General features: G+C 59.1%; 21 protein-coding genes and 1 pseudogene. 15 read left to right on the forward strand and 7 right to left on the reverse strand.

Going from position 1 to position 21431, the window contains the following annotated elements:
- The first annotated feature begins 49 nt into the window (after positions 1 to 49).
- Positions 50 to 823, forward strand: coding sequence for an SOS response-associated peptidase (locus ABIE33_RS33680; protein ID WP_429133145.1), 774 nt, complete (start codon positions 50 to 52; stop codon positions 821 to 823).
- A gap of 14 nt (positions 824 to 837) precedes the next feature.
- Here the strand turns inward: ABIE33_RS33680 and xth are convergent, their stop codons facing one another.
- The gene (xth, locus tag ABIE33_RS33685) at positions 838 to 1608 is read right to left on the reverse strand and encodes an exodeoxyribonuclease III (protein WP_429133148.1); all 771 of its coding nucleotides are present in this window, start codon (positions 1606 to 1608) and stop codon (positions 838 to 840) included.
- 245 nt (positions 1609 to 1853) lie between these two features.
- Between xth and ABIE33_RS33690 the strand changes: the two genes are divergently transcribed.
- Both ABIE33_RS33690 and ABIE33_RS33695 read left to right on the forward strand, forming a co-directional pair.
- Positions 1854 to 2753 carry a Ku protein gene (locus ABIE33_RS33690; protein ID WP_429133150.1) on the forward strand — a complete coding sequence of 300 codons (900 nt, stop codon included), beginning with the start codon at positions 1854 to 1856 and terminating at the stop codon, positions 2751 to 2753.
- A 15-nt stretch (positions 2754 to 2768) separates the two neighbouring features.
- Positions 2769 to 3575, forward strand: coding sequence for a Ku protein (locus ABIE33_RS33695; RefSeq protein ID WP_429133152.1), 807 nt, complete (start codon positions 2769 to 2771; stop codon positions 3573 to 3575).
- A gap of 55 nt (positions 3576 to 3630) precedes the next feature.
- Here the strand turns inward: ABIE33_RS33695 and ligD are convergent, their stop codons facing one another.
- From ligD to ABIE33_RS33715, 4 genes and pseudogenes are all read right to left on the reverse strand, one after another.
- Positions 3631 to 6288, reverse strand: coding sequence for a DNA ligase D (gene ligD / locus ABIE33_RS33700; RefSeq protein WP_429133154.1), 2658 nt, complete (start codon positions 6286 to 6288; stop codon positions 3631 to 3633).
- A gap of 442 nt (positions 6289 to 6730) precedes the next feature.
- Positions 6731 to 7114: a hypothetical protein gene (locus tag ABIE33_RS33705; protein ID WP_429133203.1), complete on the reverse strand. Its 384-nt coding sequence runs from the start codon at positions 7112 to 7114 to the stop codon at positions 6731 to 6733.
- Between the two features lie 194 nt (positions 7115 to 7308).
- Positions 7309 to 7713: pseudogene (locus tag ABIE33_RS33710) on the reverse strand (adenylate/guanylate cyclase domain-containing protein); the annotation flags it as partial.
- Entirely contained in the window at positions 7713 to 7907 is a 195-nt protein-coding gene (locus tag ABIE33_RS33715; RefSeq protein WP_429133156.1) for a hypothetical protein, read from the reverse strand. The pseudogene ABIE33_RS33710 and the gene ABIE33_RS33715, both read right to left, overlap by 1 nt.
- Before the next feature lie 274 nt (positions 7908 to 8181).
- Between ABIE33_RS33715 and ABIE33_RS33720 the strand changes: the two genes are divergently transcribed.
- The 4 genes from ABIE33_RS33720 to ABIE33_RS33735 all read left to right on the forward strand — a co-directional run bounded on the left by ABIE33_RS33720 (position 8182) and on the right by ABIE33_RS33735 (position 11970).
- A complete protein-coding gene (locus ABIE33_RS33720) occupies positions 8182 to 9558 on the forward strand; it encodes a PQQ-dependent sugar dehydrogenase (protein ID WP_429133157.1) in 1377 nt (458 codons plus the stop codon).
- A gap of 389 nt (positions 9559 to 9947) precedes the next feature.
- The gene (locus tag ABIE33_RS33725; protein WP_429133198.1) at positions 9948 to 10226 is read left to right on the forward strand and encodes a sigma factor; all 279 of its coding nucleotides are present in this window, start codon (positions 9948 to 9950) and stop codon (positions 10224 to 10226) included.
- A gap of 601 nt (positions 10227 to 10827) precedes the next feature.
- Entirely contained in the window at positions 10828 to 11352 is a 525-nt protein-coding gene (locus ABIE33_RS33730; protein WP_429133159.1) for a sigma-70 family RNA polymerase sigma factor, read from the forward strand.
- Positions 11353 to 11754: 402 nt separating this feature from the next.
- Positions 11755 to 11970: a hypothetical protein gene (locus tag ABIE33_RS33735; protein WP_429133161.1), complete on the forward strand. Its 216-nt coding sequence runs from the start codon at positions 11755 to 11757 to the stop codon at positions 11968 to 11970.
- Positions 11971 to 12535: 565 nt separating this feature from the next.
- Here the strand turns inward: ABIE33_RS33735 and ABIE33_RS33740 are convergent.
- Positions 12536 to 12799 (reverse strand): hypothetical protein, encoded by a 264-nt coding sequence (locus ABIE33_RS33740; protein ID WP_429133163.1) that lies wholly within the window; start codon positions 12797 to 12799, stop codon positions 12536 to 12538.
- 698 nt (positions 12800 to 13497) lie between these two features.
- Between ABIE33_RS33740 and ABIE33_RS33745 the strand changes: the two genes are divergently transcribed.
- The 5 genes from ABIE33_RS33745 (at position 13498) to ABIE33_RS33765 (ending at position 16095) form a co-directional block, all read left to right on the forward strand.
- Entirely contained in the window at positions 13498 to 13884 is a 387-nt protein-coding gene (locus ABIE33_RS33745; RefSeq protein ID WP_429133165.1) for a hypothetical protein, read from the forward strand.
- A 611-nt stretch (positions 13885 to 14495) separates the two neighbouring features.
- On the forward strand, positions 14496 to 14795 hold the full coding sequence (locus ABIE33_RS33750) for a hypothetical protein (RefSeq protein WP_429133167.1): 300 nt from the start codon (positions 14496 to 14498) through the stop codon (positions 14793 to 14795).
- Positions 14792 to 15196 (forward strand): GFA family protein, encoded by a 405-nt coding sequence (locus ABIE33_RS33755; RefSeq protein WP_429133169.1) that lies wholly within the window; start codon positions 14792 to 14794, stop codon positions 15194 to 15196. Before ABIE33_RS33750 ends, ABIE33_RS33755 begins: the two co-directional genes overlap by 4 nt.
- Before the next feature lie 361 nt (positions 15197 to 15557).
- Positions 15558 to 15827 (forward strand): DUF1236 domain-containing protein, encoded by a 270-nt coding sequence (locus tag ABIE33_RS33760; protein WP_429133171.1) that lies wholly within the window; start codon positions 15558 to 15560, stop codon positions 15825 to 15827.
- A 4-nt stretch (positions 15828 to 15831) separates the two neighbouring features.
- On the forward strand, positions 15832 to 16095 hold the full coding sequence (locus ABIE33_RS33765; protein ID WP_429133172.1) for a hypothetical protein: 264 nt from the start codon (positions 15832 to 15834) through the stop codon (positions 16093 to 16095).
- A 506-nt stretch (positions 16096 to 16601) separates the two neighbouring features.
- Here the strand turns inward: ABIE33_RS33765 and ABIE33_RS33770 are convergent.
- Complete coding sequence (locus ABIE33_RS33770) at positions 16602 to 16829, reverse strand: hypothetical protein (RefSeq protein ID WP_429133174.1); 228 nt, start codon at positions 16827 to 16829, stop codon at positions 16602 to 16604.
- A 401-nt stretch (positions 16830 to 17230) separates the two neighbouring features.
- Between ABIE33_RS33770 and ABIE33_RS33775 the strand changes: the two genes are divergently transcribed.
- The 3 genes from ABIE33_RS33775 to fabF all read left to right on the forward strand — a co-directional run bounded on the left by ABIE33_RS33775 (position 17231) and on the right by fabF (position 20430).
- Positions 17231 to 17836 (forward strand): TetR/AcrR family transcriptional regulator, encoded by a 606-nt coding sequence (locus ABIE33_RS33775; RefSeq protein WP_429133176.1) that lies wholly within the window; start codon positions 17231 to 17233, stop codon positions 17834 to 17836.
- 59 nt (positions 17837 to 17895) lie between these two features.
- Entirely contained in the window at positions 17896 to 19089 is a 1194-nt protein-coding gene (locus tag ABIE33_RS33780; RefSeq protein WP_429133178.1) for an acetyl-CoA C-acyltransferase, read from the forward strand.
- Between the two features lie 72 nt (positions 19090 to 19161).
- On the forward strand, positions 19162 to 20430 hold the full coding sequence (fabF, locus tag ABIE33_RS33785) for a beta-ketoacyl-ACP synthase II (RefSeq protein WP_429133181.1): 1269 nt from the start codon (positions 19162 to 19164) through the stop codon (positions 20428 to 20430).
- The last annotated feature ends 1001 nt before the right edge of the window (positions 20431 to 21431 follow it).

The following is a 21431-nucleotide window of genomic DNA, read 5'->3' on the forward strand; positions in this document are numbered from 1 at the left end:
CGCGGGATCGGTTACGATTGCGCCGAAGTCACGGGGAGCAGTCGCAACAATGTGCAATCTCTACCGCATGGAAGACAAGGATTGGGTCAACAAGTGGGCTCAGGACGCCGAGAGCTTTATCAACCTGATGCCCGCCTACCAGATGAACCCGGACCAGAGGGGTCCGATCGTGCGCAAAACGACGGACGGAAGAAAACAGCTGGTGCACGCGCGCTGGGGCCTGCCTTCCCCGCTGTTCGCCCTGAAGAAGGAGGCGGAAAAAAAGGCCGACAAACTGCGGGCCAAGGGAAAGGAAGTCGATTTCGACACCTTGCTTCGCGAACAGCTGGATGGCGGAACGACGAATGTCCGTAACCTGAACTTTCCCCATTGGAAACGCTGGTACGGCGTCGAGCATCGCTGCCTCGTGCCCGTGACCAGCTTTGCCGAGCCGGACCCCGCCGCCAAGGAAGAAGGCGGAAGGACCCCGAACGCCTGGTTTGCGCGCGACGAAAGCAAGCCGCTGATGTTCTTTGCGGGGCTTCAAGTCCCTCAGTGGACAAGCGTGCGCAAGGTGAGGGATGGCCTGACCACCGACGACCTCTACGGCTTCCTGACGACGGATGCCAATGGCCTGGTAAAGCCCATCCATGAAAAGGCGATGCCTGTCTTGCTTCTGACCCAAGAGGAGACTGATTTGTGGCTGCGCGCACCATGGGAGGAGGCTAAGGCGCTTGCCCGCCCGCTACCCGACGACGCGCTAGTCGTCATTTCGCGCGAACCCTACGGCTCAACGATCGTGACGGCCGCCGGTGAGCCGATCGCCCAGTTGAACATTCTCTAGCCACGGCGAACCGCCTAAATCAACTCGATCCATACTGGCGCGTGATCGCTGGTGTGATCCCAGCTTCTGACCGACTTGTCGACCTTTGCCCGCCTCAAATCGGCAGCAAGTGCCGGGCTCAACAGAAAATGATCAATGCGCAGACCGGCATCGCGGGCAAAGGCATTTCGGAAATACTTCCAGAATGTGTAGATCCGCTCGTTGGGATGGAGGTGTCTGACCGCATCTGTCCAGCCCTGATCAAGCAGGCCGGCATAGGCTGATTTGACTTCCGGCCTGAAGAGCGCATCGTCGCGCCAGCGCTCGGGTTTGTAGACGTCGAGATCGGTCGGCATGACATTGAAATCGCCTACAAGGGCAGCCGGGACCTCGAGATCGATCAGCTCTGCTGCATAATCGTGAAGTCGCTCGAACCATCGCAGCTTGTAGTCGAACCTGGGGCCCGGGGCAGGATTGCCGTTTGGCAGATACAGGCACCCGATAACAATACCGTCGACAGCCGCTTCGATGTAGCGACTATGGCTGTCGTCGGGATCGCCGGGAAGTCCGCGCCGCGTCTCTATCGGATCCTCGCCACGGGCGAGAATCGCCACGCCATTCCAGGACTTTTGCCCGTGCCAGATCGCGCCATAACCGGCCTTCTCGATTTCACGGCGCGGAAACCTGTTATCGGGTGCTTTCAGTTCCTGCAGACATACGACGTCCGGCCCGGCCTCTTCCAGCCACCGCAGCAAAACGTCGAGGCGACTGTTGATGCCGTTGACATTGTACGTGGCAAGTTTCACCGGGTTTGATCCATGCTTTTTGCCGCCCACGACGCCACGGCTAATTGATCGTCTGATCTTCGGCATTGACGCTGGTAAAACGCGCTCAATCGACAAAAGATGCATTGAATCAGGGCGCTAGGTCGAATGTGAAGACAGGCGGGGCAAATCCGTCCAGATTCATGGAAAAAGGTTTCGCACCCACGGGGAACGAATTGCTGCCTCATCGGTTGAATCGGGTTGGTTGCGTCAGGAGAATTGGCTTTATGGCTTCCCCCAGAGCGAATTGGAAAGGCTTCATCAAATTCGGAGAGGTTGCCTGCGCCGTGGCCCTCTACACGGCAGCATCGTCATCCGAACGGATCGCCTTCAACACTCTTAATCGCAAAACGGGAAACCGGGTCAGGCGCGAGTTCGTCGATAGCGAGACAGGCGATCCGGTCGACCGCGACGACGAGGTCAAGGGCTACGAGATCGAGAATGGCCAGTACGTCGTGCTTGAACCCGAAGAAGTGGCCGAAGCGGTTCCCGACAGCGACAAGACCTTGAAGATCGAGGCCTTCATTCCCTGTTCGCAGATCGACACGACCTATTTCGACAAGCCCTATTATCTGGCTCCCGACAAGATGGGGGCCGACGCCTTCCTGCTTCTACGTGACGGCATGAGGAAGGAAAAGGTTGCCGCTCTCGCCCGGACAGTGCTTTTCAGGCGGATGCGCACCGTCCTCATTCGCGCGCACGGCCGCGGATTGATCGCATCCACCCTCAACTTCGACTACGAAGTGCGCTCGGCCGACAAGGCCTTCGAGGACCTCCCTGACCTGAAGATCGAAGGCGAGATGCTCGACCTCGCCGAGCACATCATCGAAAAAAAGGAGGGCAGTTTCGACGCCAGCAAGTTTGATGACCGATATGAGGCCGCGGTTGTGGAACTGGTCAAGGCCAAGCTCGAGGGGCGTTCGCTTCCCAAAAAGAAGGCGCCCGTCGCCTCGAAGCCGGGCGATCTTCTCAAGGCCCTGCGCGAAAGCGCGGGCTCGGGCGCGAAAGCGACCAAGACAAAACGCGCGGCAGCAAATGCCAACAAGGACGCCAACCGCCAAAAGCCTGTCAAACCCGCCGCGACCAAATCGAAATCCGCTCCAGCACAAAAGCGGCGCGCCAGCTAATCGGAGAACGCATCCATGGCAGTTCGTCCCTATTGGAAAGGCTATCTCAAGCTCTCGCTGGTCACCTGCCCGGTGCAGATGATGCCGGCCATCTCCGACAATGAAAAGGTCCGTTTTCATACGCTGAACCGCGAGACTCAGAACCGCGTCATCAGCCACTACGTGGATTCGGTGACCGGCGAGGAAGTCGAGGAGGACGACCAGGTCAAGGGTTATCAGCGTGGAGAAGACGAATACCTGGTGCTGGAGGACGACGAACTGGAAAATGTGGCATTGGACAGCACCAACACGATTGAAATCTCGACGTTCACACCGCGCGACAGCGTCGAATGGATCTGGTTCGATACGCCCTACTATCTCTCTCCCAACGACCCCGTCGGCGAGGAAGCGTTTTCCGTCATCCGCGATGCGATGGAGGCCAAGGAGATGGTCGGGATTTCCCGACTGGTCATCACCCGTCGCGAGCGCGCCGTTTTGCTGGAGCCGCGCGGGAAGGGCATCGTGCTGTGGACTTTGCGCTACGGTGACGAGGTCAGAGACGAGAAAGCCTACTTCTCCGATATAGGCAACGCAAAGGCCGACTCCGACCTGATGCCGCTCGTCCTGCAACTGATCAAAAAGAAGACCACCGACTGGAATCCGAAGCTGGTCGTGGATCCGGTCCAGGACCGGTTGCTCGACATCATCAACGCCAGAAAGAAGCAGCTGAAAAAGCCGAGGAAGGCCAAGACGACGTCAAGCGAGCCGGAGCCCAGCAACGTCATCAACATCATGGACGCATTGCGCAAATCGGTTGCTGCAGAAACCCGATCTAAGAAATAGGGGCACATAAGCGTGCTTGCGCACGACCCGGTTCGCGACCGGTCTGAGGCAATAATCAGGCAGCCGCTTTCCTTGCTCTGGCCAGGCGCTTGATCGCCTGTTCCAGCGATCGCTGGCTGTCGCAGTAGTCCTGCCAAGCCGTGCCCGAATTGATTAGCTTGGGCGCAGTTCGCATGGTAAAACGCTTCGGGTCGAGCCCCGCCTTGACCTGGCTCCAGTTGAGCGGCATCGACACCGTTGCCCCCGGCCGGGCCCGCGGTGACAGGGGGGCGACTGCGGTCGACATCCTGTCGTTGCGCAGGTAGTCGAGGAAGATGCGGCCCTCGCGCTGGTTCTTCGCCATCTTGATCAGGTAGAGATGCGGATTGTCACGAGCCATGCCCTGGCAGACATCGTGGGCGAAACGCTTGGCCTCGTCCCAACTCAGTTTCTTTCCTCGTGACATAGCAAGGGGCGTCACGACGTGAAGTCCCTTTCCACCCGTCGTCTTGCAAAAGCTGACCAACCCAAGTTCCTCAAGCCGGTCGCGGATTTCGCGAGCCGCTTCGATGACTTTCGAAAACTCGACGTCGGGACCCGGATCGAGGTCGAACACAAGGCGGCCGGGCACTTCCGGCTGGCCGGGCTCGCAGTTCCAGGGATGCAGTTCGACACCGCCCATCTGGGCGATTGCGGCGAGACCTTCCACGCGATCGATCTGTAGATAGGGCTTCCTATCGCCAAATACCGTGACGAGTTCCAGAAGGTTCGATGTTCCGGGCATGGCATGGCGCTGGAAGAATTGCTCCCCGCCGATGCCGTCTGGCGAGCGGATGATGGAACAGGGTCGCCCCTTGATGTGGTCGATCAGCCAGTAGCCGACGGCCTCGTAATAGCCGGCAAGATCGACCTTGGTGACCGGCGCTCCATCATCCCCATCAGGCCATAGCGGCTTTTGCGGGCTGGACAGCATGACGCCCATGACCTCAACCTTCCCGCCCTTGCGCAGACGATTAGCAGCGGCCTTTGCTGTTGAGGGTTCCAATACTTCGGTTTTCGAAGGGCTCGCCTGCGGCTCGACTTCCACAACGGCTGCCGGTCTGTCTTCCCGCAGCCCCTTGAAGGCAGCCTGGCGTACCTGACCGTCTGCTGTCCAACCCGCGAACTCAATCTCGGCGACAAGCTCCGGTTTCAGCCAGACGATACTCTGATCCTTCTTCGGCGCACCGATACCGGTGAAGGGCGATCTGACCGTCTCCAGCTTCTGCAGCTTGGGCAGCAGCATTTCAACTGTCCTTGCGCCATAGCCTGTCCCCACCCGGCCCACATAGACGAAATGATCACCGCGATTGACCCCCACAAGGAGAGACCGGAATTTGCCATTTGTCTTGGCGTAGGCGCCAATGACGACTTCATGGCCGCCCCGGCATTTCGATTTCGCCCAGGTGTCGGTGCGCCCGGACTGGTATCGTGCATCCGCCTTCTTCGACACGATGCCCTCGAGCGACAGCCGGCAGGCCGATCGCAACACGGCGTCACCGCCCGTTTCGAAGTGCTCGACGAAGCGCAGACGCGCATCGTCGCCGGTATCCGATAGCATCGTTTCGAGCCGGTCCTTGCGTTCTGTGAGCGCAAGGTCGCGCAAATCCTCGTCACCGGCAAAAAGGAGATCGAACGCAAAGTAGACCAGGGCACCCGTATTGCCCTCGGAAAGTGCTGCCTGCAGTGCCGCAAAATCCGGTGCGCCCCTTTCGTCGAGAGCGCAGATCTCGCCATCGATGATGGCGTCGGCAAGTGCTGCCCCAGACTTGGCGATGGCGGGAAATTTGCCCGTCCAGTCGAGTCCCTTGCGTGTTTTCAGGATTGCCTTGCCATCCTCGATACGCATCTGAATACGATAGCCGTCAAACTTGATCTCATGGATCCAGCCGCCTGCCGTCGGCGGACGCGCCAGCGTTTCGCAAAGCTGCGGCTCGATGAACGCCGGCATGTCGGATTTCTGGCGCTTGGCGGGTGCCTTTTTTTTCCTGGTCCTGGTGGTTCCCGCCTTGCGCTCTTCTGCGGCGAGGCCGTGGTCGCTGTCCCAAATGGCGTCCGCATCGAGCGCGCCATCTTTGACCATGAAAGGCTTCGGCTTCCTGCCCTTTCCCGATGCGATTGCTTCCATGGAGCGCCCCGAGGCGACCGAGGTGTCATTCTCTTCAAGGATTGCCGCGCCATTCCCTTCAACGGAAAAATCGTCGTGATGCTTGATCAGAAGCCAGTTGGTTCGCTTGCCACCATCCCGATCGTGCCGCATACGCACCAGCACGAAACTGCCCTGCAGCCGCGTGCCCTCCAACGTGAATTTGAAGTCTCCCTTGGCGAGCCCCTCTTCCGGGGCTCTGTTGCCCTCGGGCTCCCAAAATCCGCGGTCCCAAAGCATCACGGTGCCGCCGCCATACTGACCTTTCGGAATGGTGCCTTCGAAGTCGCCATAGTCGAGCGGATGGTCCTCTACCTCCACCGCAAGGCGTTTGTCATGAGGATCAAGCGACGGCCCCTTGGTCACGGCCCAGGATTTGAAGACCCCATCGAGTTCGAGACGCAGGTCGTAATGGAGCCGAGAGGCGTCATGTTTCTGGATGACGAAGCGCCGCCGATTGGAAGGATTGAGCTTGGCCGATCCGCTCGGCTCTTTGGTCAGTTTGAAGTCACGCTTTTGCTTGTAGGTCGAGAGTTTATCGCTGGGCATGGGCAGTCCCCGAAGTACGTGCGTCATCCGCACCCATTCTTCGGCGTGGGGGTGCGCGCCGAAGGCCTTCGGCCGCCAATCGGTCCGATCGACACAGCTTGAAGCCTCACGAGACAAAAGCATTTCGGGCGCGTTTGGTTCCCCTTGTGAGGATCGGCGGGTGGTCACCGAAATCAGCAAGCGCCGTTGCCACTTCGCTCGGGACTTCCTAGGCCATGCGATGCCTATTATCGACACTCCGGCCGACCATGCCAGGCGCCACTCGCGCCGGCGTTTTTAGCGAATCTCCGGACAATTCTTCCAGCTCATCGCGTTTCGACGTAAGAAGGAGCGCCGGGCACTGGACTGTCCTTTTCGCCCGGTTGGTGCTTGGGGGCGACAGCGGAACCGTCATCCGCGCTCCAACCCGAGTTCCTGCTTGCGAAGTCGTCGACAGGATTGATTACGCATTTGATTTCGCGCGAATTTCGGCCAACAGGATATTGGCGAGGTCGACGAACTGGCCCCGCGGATATTTCGACAAATACGCTTCGATCATTTCCGCGTTGCCGGTGTCTCTCACAGTTTCCCAGAAGGAAACCTCGATACCGGGATCGAGTTCACCAGATCCGCCTTGTTCGACGCGCGCGGCTGCCAGTTCGGCGAACTGGCCCTCCGGAAACCGCTGCAGATAAAGAAGATACTCGGCGGGATCGTTGCTCTCTTGCACCGATTTCCAGAAGGCGACCTCCACACGGCGCTCCTCGTCATCGGTGTTGGGCCCTTGTGACAGTGACTGTTGGACGGAAGAGCGTCCCTCAGGCGCTTCGAGGGGCGCCAGCTCCATCTCGAGTTTCGGTTCTGCCTGCGGGTCAAACAGGACACGGAAGACCCGGAGCGGGCGGGCAATGTTCTTGACCTGGTGTTCTCCCAGATCCTCGAAGGTGGCCTCGACCCGATCACGCAAATGATCGCGCACCCCCTCGTTACGCAGATACCGCCCACATCGGCGAGGCCTTGCAACCGGGCTGCTATGTTAACGCCGTCTCCAAAGATGTCGCCGTCCTTCACCAGAACATCGCCGACGTTGATCCCGATGCGGAAATTCATCCTCCGATCGTTGGCGAGCGACTGGTTTGCTTGCCAAATGGACTGTTGGATAGCCACGGCGGCATTGAATGCATGGACGATCGAGGGGAATTCGGCCAGGACGCTGTCGCCGGCAGTCCCGAAAATTTGGCCATGGGCTTTTTCGATGAGCCGATCGATGATGGAACGATGCGACGTCAACGTCGCCAGCGTCTGCTCTTCGTCAGCGTTCATTAGTCTAGAATAGCCCTCGACATCGGCTGCGAGGATGGCTGCAAGCTTTCTCTCAAGTGGTGGCGCTTCCATGCGAACGGTCCGAGCCACGCCTTCCGTGTCCCTTGTGCGGTAGATGCTCATCAACCGTTGACAATGCCCGTTTGTTCCGTCGCGGAAGACGGTTGGGAGTCTTTCAAGCCAATGACCAGTTCGGGAATGGCGGGGACTTCGATGCGAATCAGTTTCGCTGTTTTCAGCATGAAGCTCGAAATAACGCGTGGCATGATGCGCCGGTTGGATGCAAGCGTGACATACTGCGTGGCATCAAGAGGCATAAGGCTGGCAAATGACTAAAGCAGTTTCCACACGCGTCAACGCCGACTTGGTGCTGCAGGTTCTGGAACGTCTGCGGGCGCGCACGAAAAAGCAACTTCCCCCCGAAGACACAACGACGCCCGATGCCTTGAACCAATCGACTACGTCGGTATCGATATTGGGCGTTAGTTTCGCCCCTTGGCTCGCGAGGATGCAGGAGGTTCCTCGAAATGCGATGGGCTCGACAAGGATGCTTGACCAACCGACTCAAACAATAGCCCGGAGGGGCACGAAGTGAGGAGGGTCTCGATACCAGCCGCGTCTCTTCTTCTGTTCTTGGCGGGGTGCGAAACAGCGAGCTTGACGGAAGAACAGGGTTATGGCCCTACCCCGCAATTGCCGAAACCAAATCCAACGCTCTTGCCAACAGTCAACGTGGCCGAGGCCTCACGATGGGGCCAAGGAGAAAGACCGACAGCCGCATCGGGTTTTTCCGTCAGTGCATTCGCCACCGGCCTGGAACACCCCCGTTGGCTGTACGTCCTGCCCAATGGCGACGTACTGGTCGCCGAGACGAACAAACCTCCAAAGGAAAACAAGAGCTTCAGTCTTCGCGGCTGGGTAATGGGATTGTTCATGGCACGCGCAGGCGCAGAGGTGCCGAGCGCCAATCGCATTTCGCTTTTGAGGGATCGCGACGGTGATGGCGTTGCAGAGACCCGTTCGGTATTGCTCGAAAACCTCAACTCGCCTTTCGGCATGACCCTTTCGAAAGGCGTTCTTTACGTTGCAAATACCGATGCGATCGTGGCGTTTCCCTATAAGGAGGGTGAAACGAGGATCGCAGCCGACGGGGAGAAAATTGTCGACCTGCCCGCGGGCCCCATCAACCATCACTGGACGAAGGATGTCATCGCGAGCCGCGACGGAAAGAAACTTTACGCGACTGTCGGTTCCAACAGCAACGTCGCGGAGAATGGCATCGAGGCTGAGAGAAACAGGGCAGCGGTGCTTGAAATCGATCTTGCGACCCGGAACCTGCGCGTGTTCGCGTCGGGGCTGCGCAATCCGAACGGGCTATCGTGGCAGCCGCAGTCGGGCGAGCTCTGGGTGGCGGTCAATGAACGCGACGAGATCGGCAGCGACTTGGTTCCGGACTACATGACATCTGTCAAGGACGGCGGCTTCTACGGCTGGCCCTACAGCTATTTCGGCAAACATATCGACACAAGGGTCCGGCCCCAAAGACCGGAACTGGTCGAAAAGGCGATCGTGCCCGACTATGGGCTTGGGCCGCACACGGCGTCGCTCGGTCTCGCCTTCTATACCGGGCGTCTCTTCGGCGCACAGTATCGCAATGGGGCCTTTGTTGGTCAGCACGGGTCCTGGAATCGCCGACCGCGGAGCGGCTATAGGGTCATCTTCGTGCCATTTGCTAACGGCAAGCCAGCGGGCACGCCGAAAGATGTCCTTACCGGCTTTATCGGACCGGATGACAAAGCACGTGGGCGGCCGGTTGGCGTCGCTGTCGATCGGCGGGGTGCGTTGCTTGTTGCAGACGACGTCGGCAATGTGGTCTGGCGGATCACGCCGTCGAATGGAGCTGCAGCCGTTGGTTTGCAATCGCGCTTACAATATCGAACCAGCAGACTGAACTTCGCGCCGCCCTAAATTGCGTGTCTCGCGCGATCGCGCAGGGCATCGATGACCAATGCGGCATCCTTCGACGCGATACGGTCAGAGAAAACCAGACCTCACTCCTGTCTTTCCGTTGGCGCGGGTTCTGGTAGTGCTGAATGTATTCCCTTCGGACGCGCGCTCCAGGATCTCCTGTCGTGTCGCTCCGGCACCAAGGTCATGATGGATCTGCCGACGATTTCGTCAGGCTCCGTTGGCGATCACAGGCTTGGCGAAGCGGTGGACTGGTTTCAGGCGGGCCGCTGCAGGTTGTGGATCCGAACGAGCCGATTATTTTAGGAATACCTTGCGAAAATGATCCGGCGCAACGGAACGAAGGATGTGCAGGCGCGTTGCTTGCAAAATGATGGTCGAGGATGATCATGACGGATCGCGCGGAAAAGGAGTTTGACGTCATTGGGTTGCTTCCTTCGCTGAGGCGATTTGCCAGGTCGCTTGAAGGGGATCCCGAGCGATCCCAGCAGCTCGTTCAAAGGACCTTTCGACGGGCCATCTCGGAGCTGCCTTCTTACCGCACCGGTACAGATGTTCGCCGCTGGCTGTTCCGCTTGATGCTCGAGATAGTGGAGCTGCGGGCATCGCACGGGAAGGTCGTCTCTTTACCCAGACCAGATGGTCCACGACATATTCGCCTCTCGTGATGCCGAGAAGATCCCCGCAATGTCGCTGAAGGTTCGAGGAGATTTGTTGAATGTCTTCGCGGCGGAAAGGCGATCCCACAGGGGCGACACCCAACGCCTCGAAGGTTACAGAGAAAGGAGAAAGGCTCCTGAGCCTAGACTTTTGGCGACGGTCGTGCCCGGTTTGCCATCGCATGGCCTTTTCATTTTCGCCTCCCTTGTTTGCTCTCATCCATAAACAGAAATGCGGCGGCATGTTCCACTCGATCCCGGAGGAACGACGCCGGCGGTCGACGGTTGGGAGGCTTTTTGAACACGATGAATCCATCCGCGACCACCGGTAGATTGTCCCGCGGTTTGCCTTCCCCTAGCGCTCGAGCGCGGGGATGTGGCGATCTCCTACTCGGCGAACGCGAGGACGCCGCGGCGATCAAAGGTCGAAAAGCTGTTCTCATCCCCAAAGACGAAATCCACCGCTTGGCCACACCAGCCATCCTCCTCGGCACCAAGCACCGCGCCTGACGAATTCTTACGCGTGCAGGAACCTAATCGGCAGTGACACATTAAATTCCAGGAACTCCCATTCTGGCAGCCAAGCGGCCTTTGAGCGAAGGGTGGCGTCATGCCGCAATCTTTATGCCCACAGAATCCCCCAATAGAAACGCGGTTGCAGAGGCAGGTTGTCGACCTTATTCCGGCCCTTCGTGCGTTTGCCCGCACATTTACCTCAACGCCGTTCGATGCGGATGATCTGGTTCAGGAGACGCTGTTCCGGGCGCTGCGCAGCATCGACCGTTTCAAACCGGGTACAAACCTGAAATCCTGGCTTTTCACTATCATGCACAATGCGTTCCGCACGCAATACAAGGTGCGCAAACGGGAAGCGCCGGGCACGACCAACTGTGCCGAGTTGCCCTTGCCGACGGCCGCTACACAAGACTGGATTGTGATGGACCGTGAATTGCGTGTCGCGCTTGATACCTTGTCGCCCGAGCACAGGGAGGTGCTTGTTCTCGTTGCTGGATACGGCCTGAGCTACAAAGAGGCTGCCGATCATTGCACGTGCGCAATCGGCACGATCAAGAGCCGCCTCAGTCGCGCACGGGACGAATTGGCCGAGCATATGCACGGCAATCCGTTGCTATGAGACCTTTTGCAACCTCTCAGACGACGACGCTGCCCCTTTTCGCGCGGATCACAGTGTCGAGCAACTCAAGACCGCGCCAATATTTTCCTCCGTCCTGCCCGATGGACCTGACCTGTGAAAGATTGCCCTGAAGATCCGCACGCTTCACCGCGTTACTCATATCCGTCGTGCAGGCACGTTTCACGCGTCACTTGCGCATAATAATGCTCGACAAAGGGCCGCCCCATCTTGTCAATCTGATCGGCATGCACCCTCATGGCGATCTCGTTTGCCCTCTATTTTCTCCTCGGGCCTTAGGCTTCCAGCGCCTGATCCACACGCGGGGCCGTGTTTCTCCATTCCGCCCCCAGGGGAACATTTCTTCGATTCGATGATTGGATGGCCTGCAGCGAGGTTGGTAACATGCCGGAACTCGTCAGGTTCACGATTTTCCATATGTCCTATGGCGCGCTACTCGGCACCGTCACGGTTATCGTCATGATTCTGATCAGTCCCGATGCCCTTGGCCATGGCAGTTGCATCCACCCTCTCGCCCTGCTTCTCCAACTCTATGCCTTCAGCGCGGCATTCGCTCTCGGCAGCCTTGCGACGGCACTCGCCATGCTTGGCGAACCGTAAGCAGCGGCCAAGACTCTGATATTATCGTCGGGCCTGCCAGACGGAACCACGGGCAGCGACGGCTGGGCTTTCTTTCGGGAAGTCCGGCAAGTGCCGTGAACGGAGCTACTGGAAAGCCTCTCGTTGGCGAGGCACAAGACCGACGTCATGGCGGCATTTCATGGCCACTTGCGTGGCACGGCCAACTCGCGCCGACGATCGGGTAGGTCGTCCACGCAGGTCGTTAGTGATAGCCGCAGCGTTCTTTTCGGCAAGCGCTTAGGTCAGTCCGAAAAAGGACAGAATGACCACCACGACGACAACGAGACCGACGAGATAGATGATCTGGTTCATGTGAATCCTCCTTAGTTCTGACAAAGTAACAGCGAGAGAGCAAAGGTGTTCCCCAAAATTTTTTACAGTCCGTTTTTACCCGATCCTTTTCCCGAGCCCTAATGGAGCACTTTCGCCCGAGCCGTTGGAGCCCAACAACGAGAAGCGGGGGCCTGCAGAGGCAAATGCCGGTGTCGCCCTGACTTACTCGCTGCCACGCAATGAGCCGTCGGTGGCCGCTTTCAAATTCTGGCTAGCGCCGGTCGATAAATTTATTGAAACGACTGATCTTTCCATCCGCGGTCTGGTCCTGATGCAAGAACAGGAGTTTGTTGTGGTCGAAGATTTCGAAGAATTCTTCCCACGAGATGGGTTCCAACTCTTCTTCACGCTCCCCGAAATCGATCCGCAACACGCCGCCGCTTGCGGCACCCTTTATCCGCGATGGACGGCCTTTTCTCTTCTCGACCCAGGTCCTGATCGTCTCATGATTGTCTGTTTTCACGGCTTCGCTCATCGGTTCCTCCCATCGTTAGCGATGGTCCAACCAGCCCGTGCGAAGATTGTTCCTTGCAGGATCGGACTAACACAGACGATTTCGGCCGGGAGGCAAGATGCGCGCGGAGCATTTAGGCTGCTACCGCTGTGCTTTCGCTAGTGATCGCGGACGAGGGCAATGACCTCGATGTTGAACCTCGCGATCGCTTTGTCAGCGATAAAGGTCTGTCCGTCGACGCCCGTCCAGTTTGCCCTAGGTGGTGCCCCTGATGGAGCTGCGACTTGGCGTGGAGCGGAATGCTAATTTGGCCCGGAGGGGCTTTTGCGAAAAGGGTCGCGACCAAGACGCGCCTGACGATTTGACATGGCGGCACATCCCTTGTTCGAGGACGCAAAGCTCAATGCTTCTTCACGCGGCTTCCCTTTTTGACGCCCGATCGAACCACGCATGCGTCAAGTGCCTTTTGCAGGCGGGCGGCAAGCACCAACAGCGCGTCAGGCGTATCATCAACCAGTACGGCGGCGGCGCCAAGACTCTCGTCTTCCATGGAGCCCTAGCGCAACAACTCACAACCCCCATCGCTTTTATCTTGTGATGCCACGACAATCGCCCCTGCTCTTGCAGTCGCGCTTCCTGGCGCACCAGCGCATCACAATACGGCTTCACGGTTCACAAACCAAGCGAACTTCCGCCGCCAACCGAACGCCGATCGAATAGTGGTGTTTTACAGTCGACGAAGCTGTATCGATGAATTCGAGGCACAGGAGATCGGGCAGATCTCCGACGGCGCGAAGAAGATCGAGGCTACGAAAGAACTGACCATGCCAAAGGAAGCCATGGCGGCGAATGACTTGGAAAAATGCAAGTCGCATCTGGGCAATGCCGTCAAGGGCAAGGACGCCATGTCGTTGGTGTCGAGGGGCGGGCTCGATCCCTCGCCCCTCGACGTCCCCCATCTTACGAACGCGCTTATCCAACTCTGGCGTTTTTCCCATGCATGCAGAACCGCCATCGCGTTGTGGCGGGCCATCTACAGCCACGGCCAATCATCCTTGACGCGGTCGGGAAGGCGCAGCGCGAATGTCGACAGACGAGGTGCCTAAAGCGCGCGGGTTTCACCCTTCACGTCGAGGAAATCGGCGGTCGTGCGAAGTGTCAGTAGGGTCGAGAATCGATCTGCATGTCGATGCAAAGGTGCACCCAGCTTTGCGTTGACCTCGATATTACCTCCCTGCGTGCCGCCATGCCGACCCGAACCATTCCCGTTCAAACTCACCGCAGTGGTCATCGTTCCCCGGTGGAAGTAAGCAAGTTCCTGAACGAGCACGATAACGTGCCGGCTTGGGAAGAACCCTCCTCGCAGGCATCGCAAGCTGCATTGGGAACTGTCGGGATGTCCCTTCCGAGTTTGGAGTGCGAGGCGAAGTGGCGGTGGAGCGGAACGGCCGGCAAGCGCCATATTTTACCGATCATACCCGCGATCGTGAGGCCCCGTAGCGTTGAGAAGTACGATTTGAGACCGTGGTCACGCAATTTCATGTTGATCTGCTGTGGATATCTCGCGGGTTCATGCCGTGCCCTTTCGATTGCACAAGCGGCGAACCTTGAACTGGCAGGTTGTTCCTACCGCGCGTAGCGGCCAGTTTTGCGTTGACCTGGAACATTGGGCCTCAGTCTCTGTTCCTCATGGGAGCGTGAAACTGGAGGTTTGGACATGCGGCACATAGATACAACGGTCAGTCGTCTATTCGGAATGGTCACTGTTCACTTCATCGGTGAGGACGACGAGCACGTGGAGGTGACCTTGCACGATACCGGTCAGCAGTGCGGTGAAGACCAATTGATAGCGCGCGCCAAGGCGGCGATGATCCAATTGACCGCCTTCGGCACGAGAGACGGTGGAGGCAGCGTCAACACCTACGACGCCCTCAGCAATGGCAATCTGGATGGGGGCGAACCTCTGATGCACGAACCAAGCCCCGCATCGCCGGACGACCCGGGGCCTCGGCAATGATCAACAGGCTCGGAAGCTGCCGTTGTGGGCAGGTGAAATACGAGGTCCGCGGGGCGCCTAAAAGGGTCGGAATTTGTCATTGTAAGGACTGTCGAACGGAGAGCGGTTCGGCCTTCACCTTTTTCGCGATTTGGGCGCTCCGCGAATTCAGCACGACTGGAGAAGCCGTGCTTCATGGAGGGCGCCGGTTTTGCCCCAAGTGTGGCTCAAGAATGTTCAGCTATGATGAGGCGGAAGCTGAGATCAAGCTGGGAACATTGGCGGATGCACCGACACCATATCGTCCAACATACGAGTTATGGGTCAAACGACGCGAGCCATGGCTCGCGCCGATAGAAGGGGCCGAGCAGCATTGGGAGGATCGCCACGTAAGGCGGGTGGATGGCGAGGCGACCGAATGATCGCAACAAGGGGGTAGTCAACGAGACGATCGAACTTGCGATCGGTGAGGCCGGCTTGGCCCCAATCAGTCAAAAGAATCCCGAGCTCGCGACCCTCGAACTTGTCTGGAGCACAACCGCTGAGGTCGTACTCTACAAAGACGGTAGGATCCGCTCGTCACCCAATAGAGCATTCCAACTGGTACAGCGCCGCCCCAAAGACGCGACCAAGGTAGGACGGTTGCAGGTCCATCGGGATGGGCGCTCGATCCTTCCGCGCTAGGGGAACCCAAATCGGCATTAGATGATTTTGCCATGAAAGCGAACGGAACCAAACGTTTTCCAAGTGGTTTGGCAGTCATCGTGAAACAAGGAGAATTCCATGCGCTTTGCGCTTTCGGTACCGTTCGCTTTGCCGGTCTTCGCCCAATCGACCACGACTGTCGTACTCCCGGGGGAAGTTCGTACCTACGTCCTTGAGCAAAGAACGCCCTCAGTTGTCTATGAGGGTCAAGTAGTGGTCGGGCACCCGTTGCCGGACACGATCAAGCTCTATCCGGTGCCGGATCAGGACTACAGCTATGCGATTGTGAATGAACGCAGGGTGATTATTGATCGCAACACCCATGCGGTCGTCGAGATACTGGAGTAGCGACGTGGTTTCCGGATCAACGGGCATTCGCATCGCACCGCCGACCCGGCAACCGGACGATCCGGATTACGGCGTCGAGTGTCAGGCTGCGCTCGATGATCACATTCGCGCCCTATGCGACAATGCCGGCATTGTTGGTTGGGATCAGACGACCGTCCATCGGGCGATCGCGCAGATCATCGAGCGGTTAATACGTGAATATGGCGAGGATCCAGATCCCTCAGAGAGTGCTGTTGAGGTTTCAATCGACCTGTCCGATTTGTCGTGAAGGAATCTGCCAAACGGGGTCTGCAAATGGCGTTGGTCGAACAGGTATACCTGCGATGAGGAGGATAGCGTTCACCTCGATTGCCAGGACTCCACATCGATTTCGGATCTCGCCGCTTGTTATGAGAATTGTGTGATCGGTGGAGATAGGGCCTGCCATCCTTCGTCACGACTTCTGCTCAAACATCTGAGATCGGCATCGACCGCGAACCAATTGTTATGCGCTCACTCGACCAAGACCCTTCAACCTCCTCGGGCGAACGTGAGCACGGGGAGCTTTGAGGCATTTTCGGCGACTGCCCTTCTGATGCCGGGTACTCATGTGAGCGGCGTCATTTACGTTGCCGTAAACCGGGCAACCAGCGTCGCTTGCAGCCTCCACCATGACCGTCGCCTCACCCAATCGAGATCACGATCGGGCCAGTTTGGATTGAAGCTGACCAATCCGAGGATTTCTTCGATGTCCTGAACGACATCGAGGAATACACGTGAGCCTCATGTGCCCTGCTATCCCTGCGCCGCAAGGCTCGTTCTGATTCCGGCCTCTGCAAATCGGGTCAGCTGCATCTGGCTCGCCTCTTCCGTGTAGAGCACGTGCACAGCATGGCCGCTTGTGGTCAGCCTTTCCGCCTCCTTGAAGGCCTGTTCAAAGCTGACGGGAATTGCATCTGAAGGTTTAGTCGGATCATCCTGCTCCAAGACGTAAAACGTCGCGTTTCTAATATCGGTGGTCATCGGCGCGCTCCTTTTCAGCAACAATCGCTGACGAGTGCGATAGTTCCGGCGATGCGGCGACACGATCAACTCTGGCGATTTGCTCGTCGTTGGATCATCGCAGCCAATGCCGCGAGCCGACTTTGGGGCAGCTTGACGATGGAAGTATCCATATCTCTTCCGAAACTCGACCACGCCTTATCGCCGACGAACCCGGCTCGACGAGTCGCGCGGGAACCTTTTGCCGAAACGTGATTTTTGCTGATCAAGCAGCCCAACCACATGCCGCAAAACAACCCATGTCGAGATCGCGCACGATTGCGCATCCATGCATTAAGATTTCGGTCACCATCTATACTTGACTGATAGATGTTGATCACCATATATCTCGCACAACAAATTTTCTCGGACAGGAGTGAGCCGTGAGAGTGAGCCGTGCGCAGGCGGAGGAAAACCGCCGAACAGTGATCGACGTCGCCAGTCGCCTCTTCCGGGAGAAGGGATTTGACGGCATCGGCTTGAACGACCTAATGAAGGGCGCCGGCCTGACGCAGGGCGGCTTTTACAAGCAGTTCGAATCCAAGGACGATCTCATCGTCCAGGCCTCCGACAAGGCGCTCGAGAATGGCGTGGCGAATTGGACGGGTGTCGTGGCGAAGGCCCCTCGAAAGCCGCTTCGAGCACTTGTTCGCTTTTACCTCTCGGATCAGCACATCCAGGAAAAGGCCGAGGGATGCGCCCTGGCCGCACTGGCGCCGGAGGCGGCGCGCCGCGGCCCGGCCCTGCGCCACGCTTTCGAAGCCGGCATCAACAAGCATCTCGACATTCTCGATGAACTTATCTCGACCACGGCAGGTGAAAAGGTCCGCGACCTGTCAATCGCCGCGCTCTCAACGATGGTCGGCGCGCTGGTGCTTTCGCGCGCCGTCGACGACGAGCAACTCTCGAAGCGATTGCTGCGGGCCGCAACCAACAGCCTGCTTCTGAAACAGCTCGACGATGGCGCCCCTCACAGCCCGGCGCAGTAACGGGCGCCAACGGTTTTTCAGGGTCTTTCACGCGTTTCCTCCAGCCGGAAAGGTTCGGAATGTCTAACTCATCTGATCCGATCGTCATCGTTTCGGCCGTGCGCACGCCGCTCGGTCGCTTGCTCGGAAATCTTGCACCGGTCCGGGCGCCGGTACTCGGCGCCCACGTCATCCGCGCAGCACTTGAACGGGCGCAAATCGCTCCTCACCGGGCGAACGAGGTGCTGATGGGCTGCGTACTTCCCGCCGGCCAGGGACAGGCACCGGCGCGGCAGGCGGCCCGTGGCGCCGGCCTGCCCGATAACGTCGGGGCCACGACAATCAACAAGGTTTGCGGTTCCGGCATGAAGGCGACCATGCTGGCGCACGACCTCATCCTCGCCGGGTCGATCGACATCGCCGTTGCCGGCGGCATGGAGTCGATGTCGAACGCGCCCTATCTGCTCGACAAGGCGCGGGCCGGATTTCGCGCCGGGCATGACCGCATCTTCGACCATATGATGCTTGACGGGCTCGAGGATGCCTATCAGCCCGGGCGGCCGATGGGCGATTTCGGCGAGGCGACGGCCGAGACTTACCATTTCACCCGCGCCGACCAGGACGCCTATGCGGTTGAGACGCTGACGCGCGCCCGCACCGCGATCGAAACCGGTGCTTTTGCGCGCGAAATCGCGCCGCTGACGATCGCCGGCAAGGACGGTGATAAGATCGTCGACACCGACGAACATCCGCTGAAGGTGTCGCCCGAGAAGATCCCGAACCTGAAACCCGCCTTTCGCGCCAATGGCACGATCACGGCCGCAAGCGCGTCGGCCAACGCCGACGGTGCGGCAGCGCTCATCCTGGCCCGCCGCTCGATCGCCGAGCGCGAGGGCATGCCGATCCTCGCCGAGATCAGGGCGCACGTGACCCATAGCCAGGAACCCGCCTGGTATACCACCGCCCCTATCCCCGCGATCCGCAAGCTACTGGCAAAGACCGGTTGGGTTGCCAACGACGTCGATCTCTTTGAGATCAACGAAGCCTTCGCAGTGGTGGCGATGGCCGCGGCCAGGGACCTAGGTATTGCCCGTGACCGGCTGAACGTCAACGGCGGCGCCTGCGCACTCGGCCATCCGATCGGCGCCACCGGGGCCCGCCTGATCGTAACGCTCCTCCATGCCTTGGCACGCAGAGGGCTTTCGAAGGGTGTCGCTGCACTCTGCATCGGCGGCGGGGAAGCCACCGCCATTGCAATCGAACGCCTTCGCTGAGAGCCAGTCAGCACCCCTAATGAAGGCGTCTTAGCTCCTATCTACCTAGTCATCACCACGTCAGGAGAACAGATGCGTCGCATCGTCGTAACGGGAATGGGAGCTGTCAGCCCTCTTGCAGCAAGCGTCGAGACAAGCTGGTCACGTCTATTGGGCGGAAACTCCGGCGTTCGACGCTTGCCGGAGGAGACCGTCACCGAGCTCGGCAGCAAGATCGGTGGAACAGTACCCACGCTCGCAGATGACGCAGCAGGTGGTTTCGATGCCGATCGGATTGTTCCGCCGAAGGACCAGCGCAAGATGGACCGCTTCATCCTACTGGCTCTGGCGGCGGCCGACGAAGCGATCGCGCAGTCCGGTTGGAACCCCGCCACCGAACTCGACCAACAGCGTACCGCGACTGTCATTGCCTCCGGTATCGGCGGCTTCCCGGCAATCTCAGAGGCCGTACGAACGGTGGATCAACGTGGCGTGCGAAGGCTCTCGCCGTTCACGGTCCCCTCGTTTCTCGTCAATCTCGCCGCAGGCCAGGTCTCAATTCGCCACGGGTTCAAAGGTCCGATCGGCGCGCCGGTGACCGCCTGCGCCGCGGGCGTTCAGGCGATCGGCGACGCCGCCCGTCTGATCCGGGCGAACGAGGCCGACATTGCGATCTGCGGCGGAACGGAAGCCTGCATCAACACGATAAGTCTGGGCGGCTTCGCGGCGGCTCGCTCGCTCTCGACCGGTTTCAACGACACGCCTCACCGCGCCTCGCGACCTTTCGATGTCGGCCGCGACGGCTTCGTCATGGGCGAAGGCGCCGGCATCATCGTGATAGAGGCGCTGGAGCATGCGCTCGCACGCGGCGCGATACCGATCGCAGAGCTCGTCGGCTATGGCACAACGGCGGATGCCCACCACATCACCTCAGGTCCGGAGGACGGGGCCGGGGCCCGGCGCGCGATGGAGCTCGCCATTACCCAGGCCGGCATCCAGGCGGGCGATATCGGCCATCTCAATGCTCATGCGACTTCGACGCAGGTCGGAGACAAGGGAGAAATAGCAGCGATCAAGTCGGTCTTTGGCCGCAACGGCGAAATCGCCGTCAGCGCAACGAAGTCCGCCATCGGACACCTGCTGGGCGCGGCAGGTGGTCTGGAAGCGATCTTCACGGTCCTTGCCCTACGCGACCAGATTGCGCCGCCGACCCTGAACTTCGAAACGCCCGACCCCGACGCCGATGGCATCGATATCGTGGCGGGCTCGGCGCGGAGTTTGTCGTTCGAGCATGCCATTTCCAACGGATTCGGCTTTGGCGGCGTGAATGCCAGCATTGTCTTCCGTCGCTGGGCGGGGTGATGCGCTGCGTCTTGAGTATGTCTCGTTGGTGATGGGCGCGGGGCTTCCAGGTGGGATAAGCATTCCCCATCCAACCGAAATCCCGAAACGGTCTAACGCTAAGGGCGAGCGAGCAAAACAGTCATGCCAACATCATCCGCGGGCTGATCCGCTTCCAAGCGAACAAGAAAGCTGTTGAGGTCATGGTCGCCGACGGCACGAGCCGCACGCCAGGTGGCAAACTCGCCACCGGCATCGGCGAGATAAGCGGCGCATATGGATCCGCATGCCGCCGGTTCGAATGGTGTTCCCGTGGATGTAGCGGGCATCGTAGGTCATCGACACCAGCGTGGTCGGTAGTCGACCGGCATGCGCCAAGACAAACTTCGGAACCGCGGTCGTTAGGATGCAACTGCATGTATCGACGTTGCGATTTGTGAGAGCTACCCAGAGATAAAGGGCCTGCTTGCGGTGCGCACGAGCCCGAAGCCGTCACAATGGACGACTTCACATCAATGCGAGGCTTCGCCGAGGCGTTCCCGCGCCGCGTATCGCGTCGCGCCTGATACATAACCGGATTCATCCATCTCTCCGGCGGGAGGCAAAGGACGCCACCACCAATGGCGCTGGAACTCAAAGGCGACCAACCTGCCGCATAGACGGCGGTCATTGGGTGGTCGCGTCACGAATTTCTCACATTCTGAGCCTGAAGTGAGTGATGGACAAATCCGGCCTCATCTTCATCGCGCTGCTATGCATCCTCGTGGGGATCGTCCTTGGTATTATGGCGTTTGAACCGGATTTCGGATCAGAGACAGCCCCGACACCACCAATCACCCGTTGAACTAGAACCGCCGAGCCGCCTCTCCGCCGGGCGGCAATCATGGATGCTCCTGCCCCTGGTGGAGGGCCGGTATTTGCAACCAATGCTTTTCCGCACTAAACGGAGCCAACGATGACCCAAGACGACGACGCGCGCCTGATGGCGGAGATTAACGCCCAGGCAAACGCAGCGGAGGAAC

Source organism: Ensifer sp. 4252 (genome assembly GCF_050434565.1).
Taxonomy (GTDB): domain Bacteria; phylum Pseudomonadota; class Alphaproteobacteria; order Rhizobiales; family Rhizobiaceae; genus Ensifer.

What these genes read in the sequence shown, in the direction of transcription:
- ABIE33_RS33680 (WP_429133145.1), top strand. Translation starts at nt 50, where the DNA reads ATGTGCAATCTCTACCGCATGGAAGACAAGGATTGGGTCAACAAGTGG.
- ABIE33_RS33690 (WP_429133150.1), top strand. Translation starts at nt 1,854, where the DNA reads ATGGCTTCCCCCAGAGCGAATTGGAAAGGCTTCATCAAATTCGGAGAG.
- ABIE33_RS33695 (WP_429133152.1), top strand. Translation starts at nt 2,769, where the DNA reads ATGGCAGTTCGTCCCTATTGGAAAGGCTATCTCAAGCTCTCGCTGGTC.
- ligD (WP_429133154.1), bottom strand. Translation starts at nt 6,288, where the DNA reads ATGCCCAGCGATAAACTCTCGACCTACAAGCAAAAGCGTGACTTCAAA.
- ABIE33_RS33705 (WP_429133203.1), bottom strand. Translation starts at nt 7,114, where the DNA reads ATGGAGCTGGCGCCCCTCGAAGCGCCTGAGGGACGCTCTTCCGTCCAA.
- ABIE33_RS33715 (WP_429133156.1), bottom strand. Translation starts at nt 7,907, where the DNA reads ATGCCTCTTGATGCCACGCAGTATGTCACGCTTGCATCCAACCGGCGC.
- ABIE33_RS33725 (WP_429133198.1), top strand. Translation starts at nt 9,948, where the DNA reads ATGACGGATCGCGCGGAAAAGGAGTTTGACGTCATTGGGTTGCTTCCT.
- ABIE33_RS33730 (WP_429133159.1), top strand. Translation starts at nt 10,828, where the DNA reads ATGCCGCAATCTTTATGCCCACAGAATCCCCCAATAGAAACGCGGTTG.
- ABIE33_RS33735 (WP_429133161.1), top strand. Translation starts at nt 11,755, where the DNA reads ATGCCGGAACTCGTCAGGTTCACGATTTTCCATATGTCCTATGGCGCG.
- ABIE33_RS33740 (WP_429133163.1), bottom strand. Translation starts at nt 12,799, where the DNA reads ATGAGCGAAGCCGTGAAAACAGACAATCATGAGACGATCAGGACCTGG.
- ABIE33_RS33750 (WP_429133167.1), top strand. Translation starts at nt 14,496, where the DNA reads ATGCGGCACATAGATACAACGGTCAGTCGTCTATTCGGAATGGTCACT.
- ABIE33_RS33755 (WP_429133169.1), top strand. Translation starts at nt 14,792, where the DNA reads ATGATCAACAGGCTCGGAAGCTGCCGTTGTGGGCAGGTGAAATACGAG.
- ABIE33_RS33760 (WP_429133171.1), top strand. Translation starts at nt 15,558, where the DNA reads ATGCGCTTTGCGCTTTCGGTACCGTTCGCTTTGCCGGTCTTCGCCCAA.
- ABIE33_RS33770 (WP_429133174.1), bottom strand. Translation starts at nt 16,829, where the DNA reads ATGACCACCGATATTAGAAACGCGACGTTTTACGTCTTGGAGCAGGAT.
- ABIE33_RS33780 (WP_429133178.1), top strand. Translation starts at nt 17,896, where the DNA reads ATGTCTAACTCATCTGATCCGATCGTCATCGTTTCGGCCGTGCGCACG.
- fabF (WP_429133181.1), top strand. Translation starts at nt 19,162, where the DNA reads ATGCGTCGCATCGTCGTAACGGGAATGGGAGCTGTCAGCCCTCTTGCA.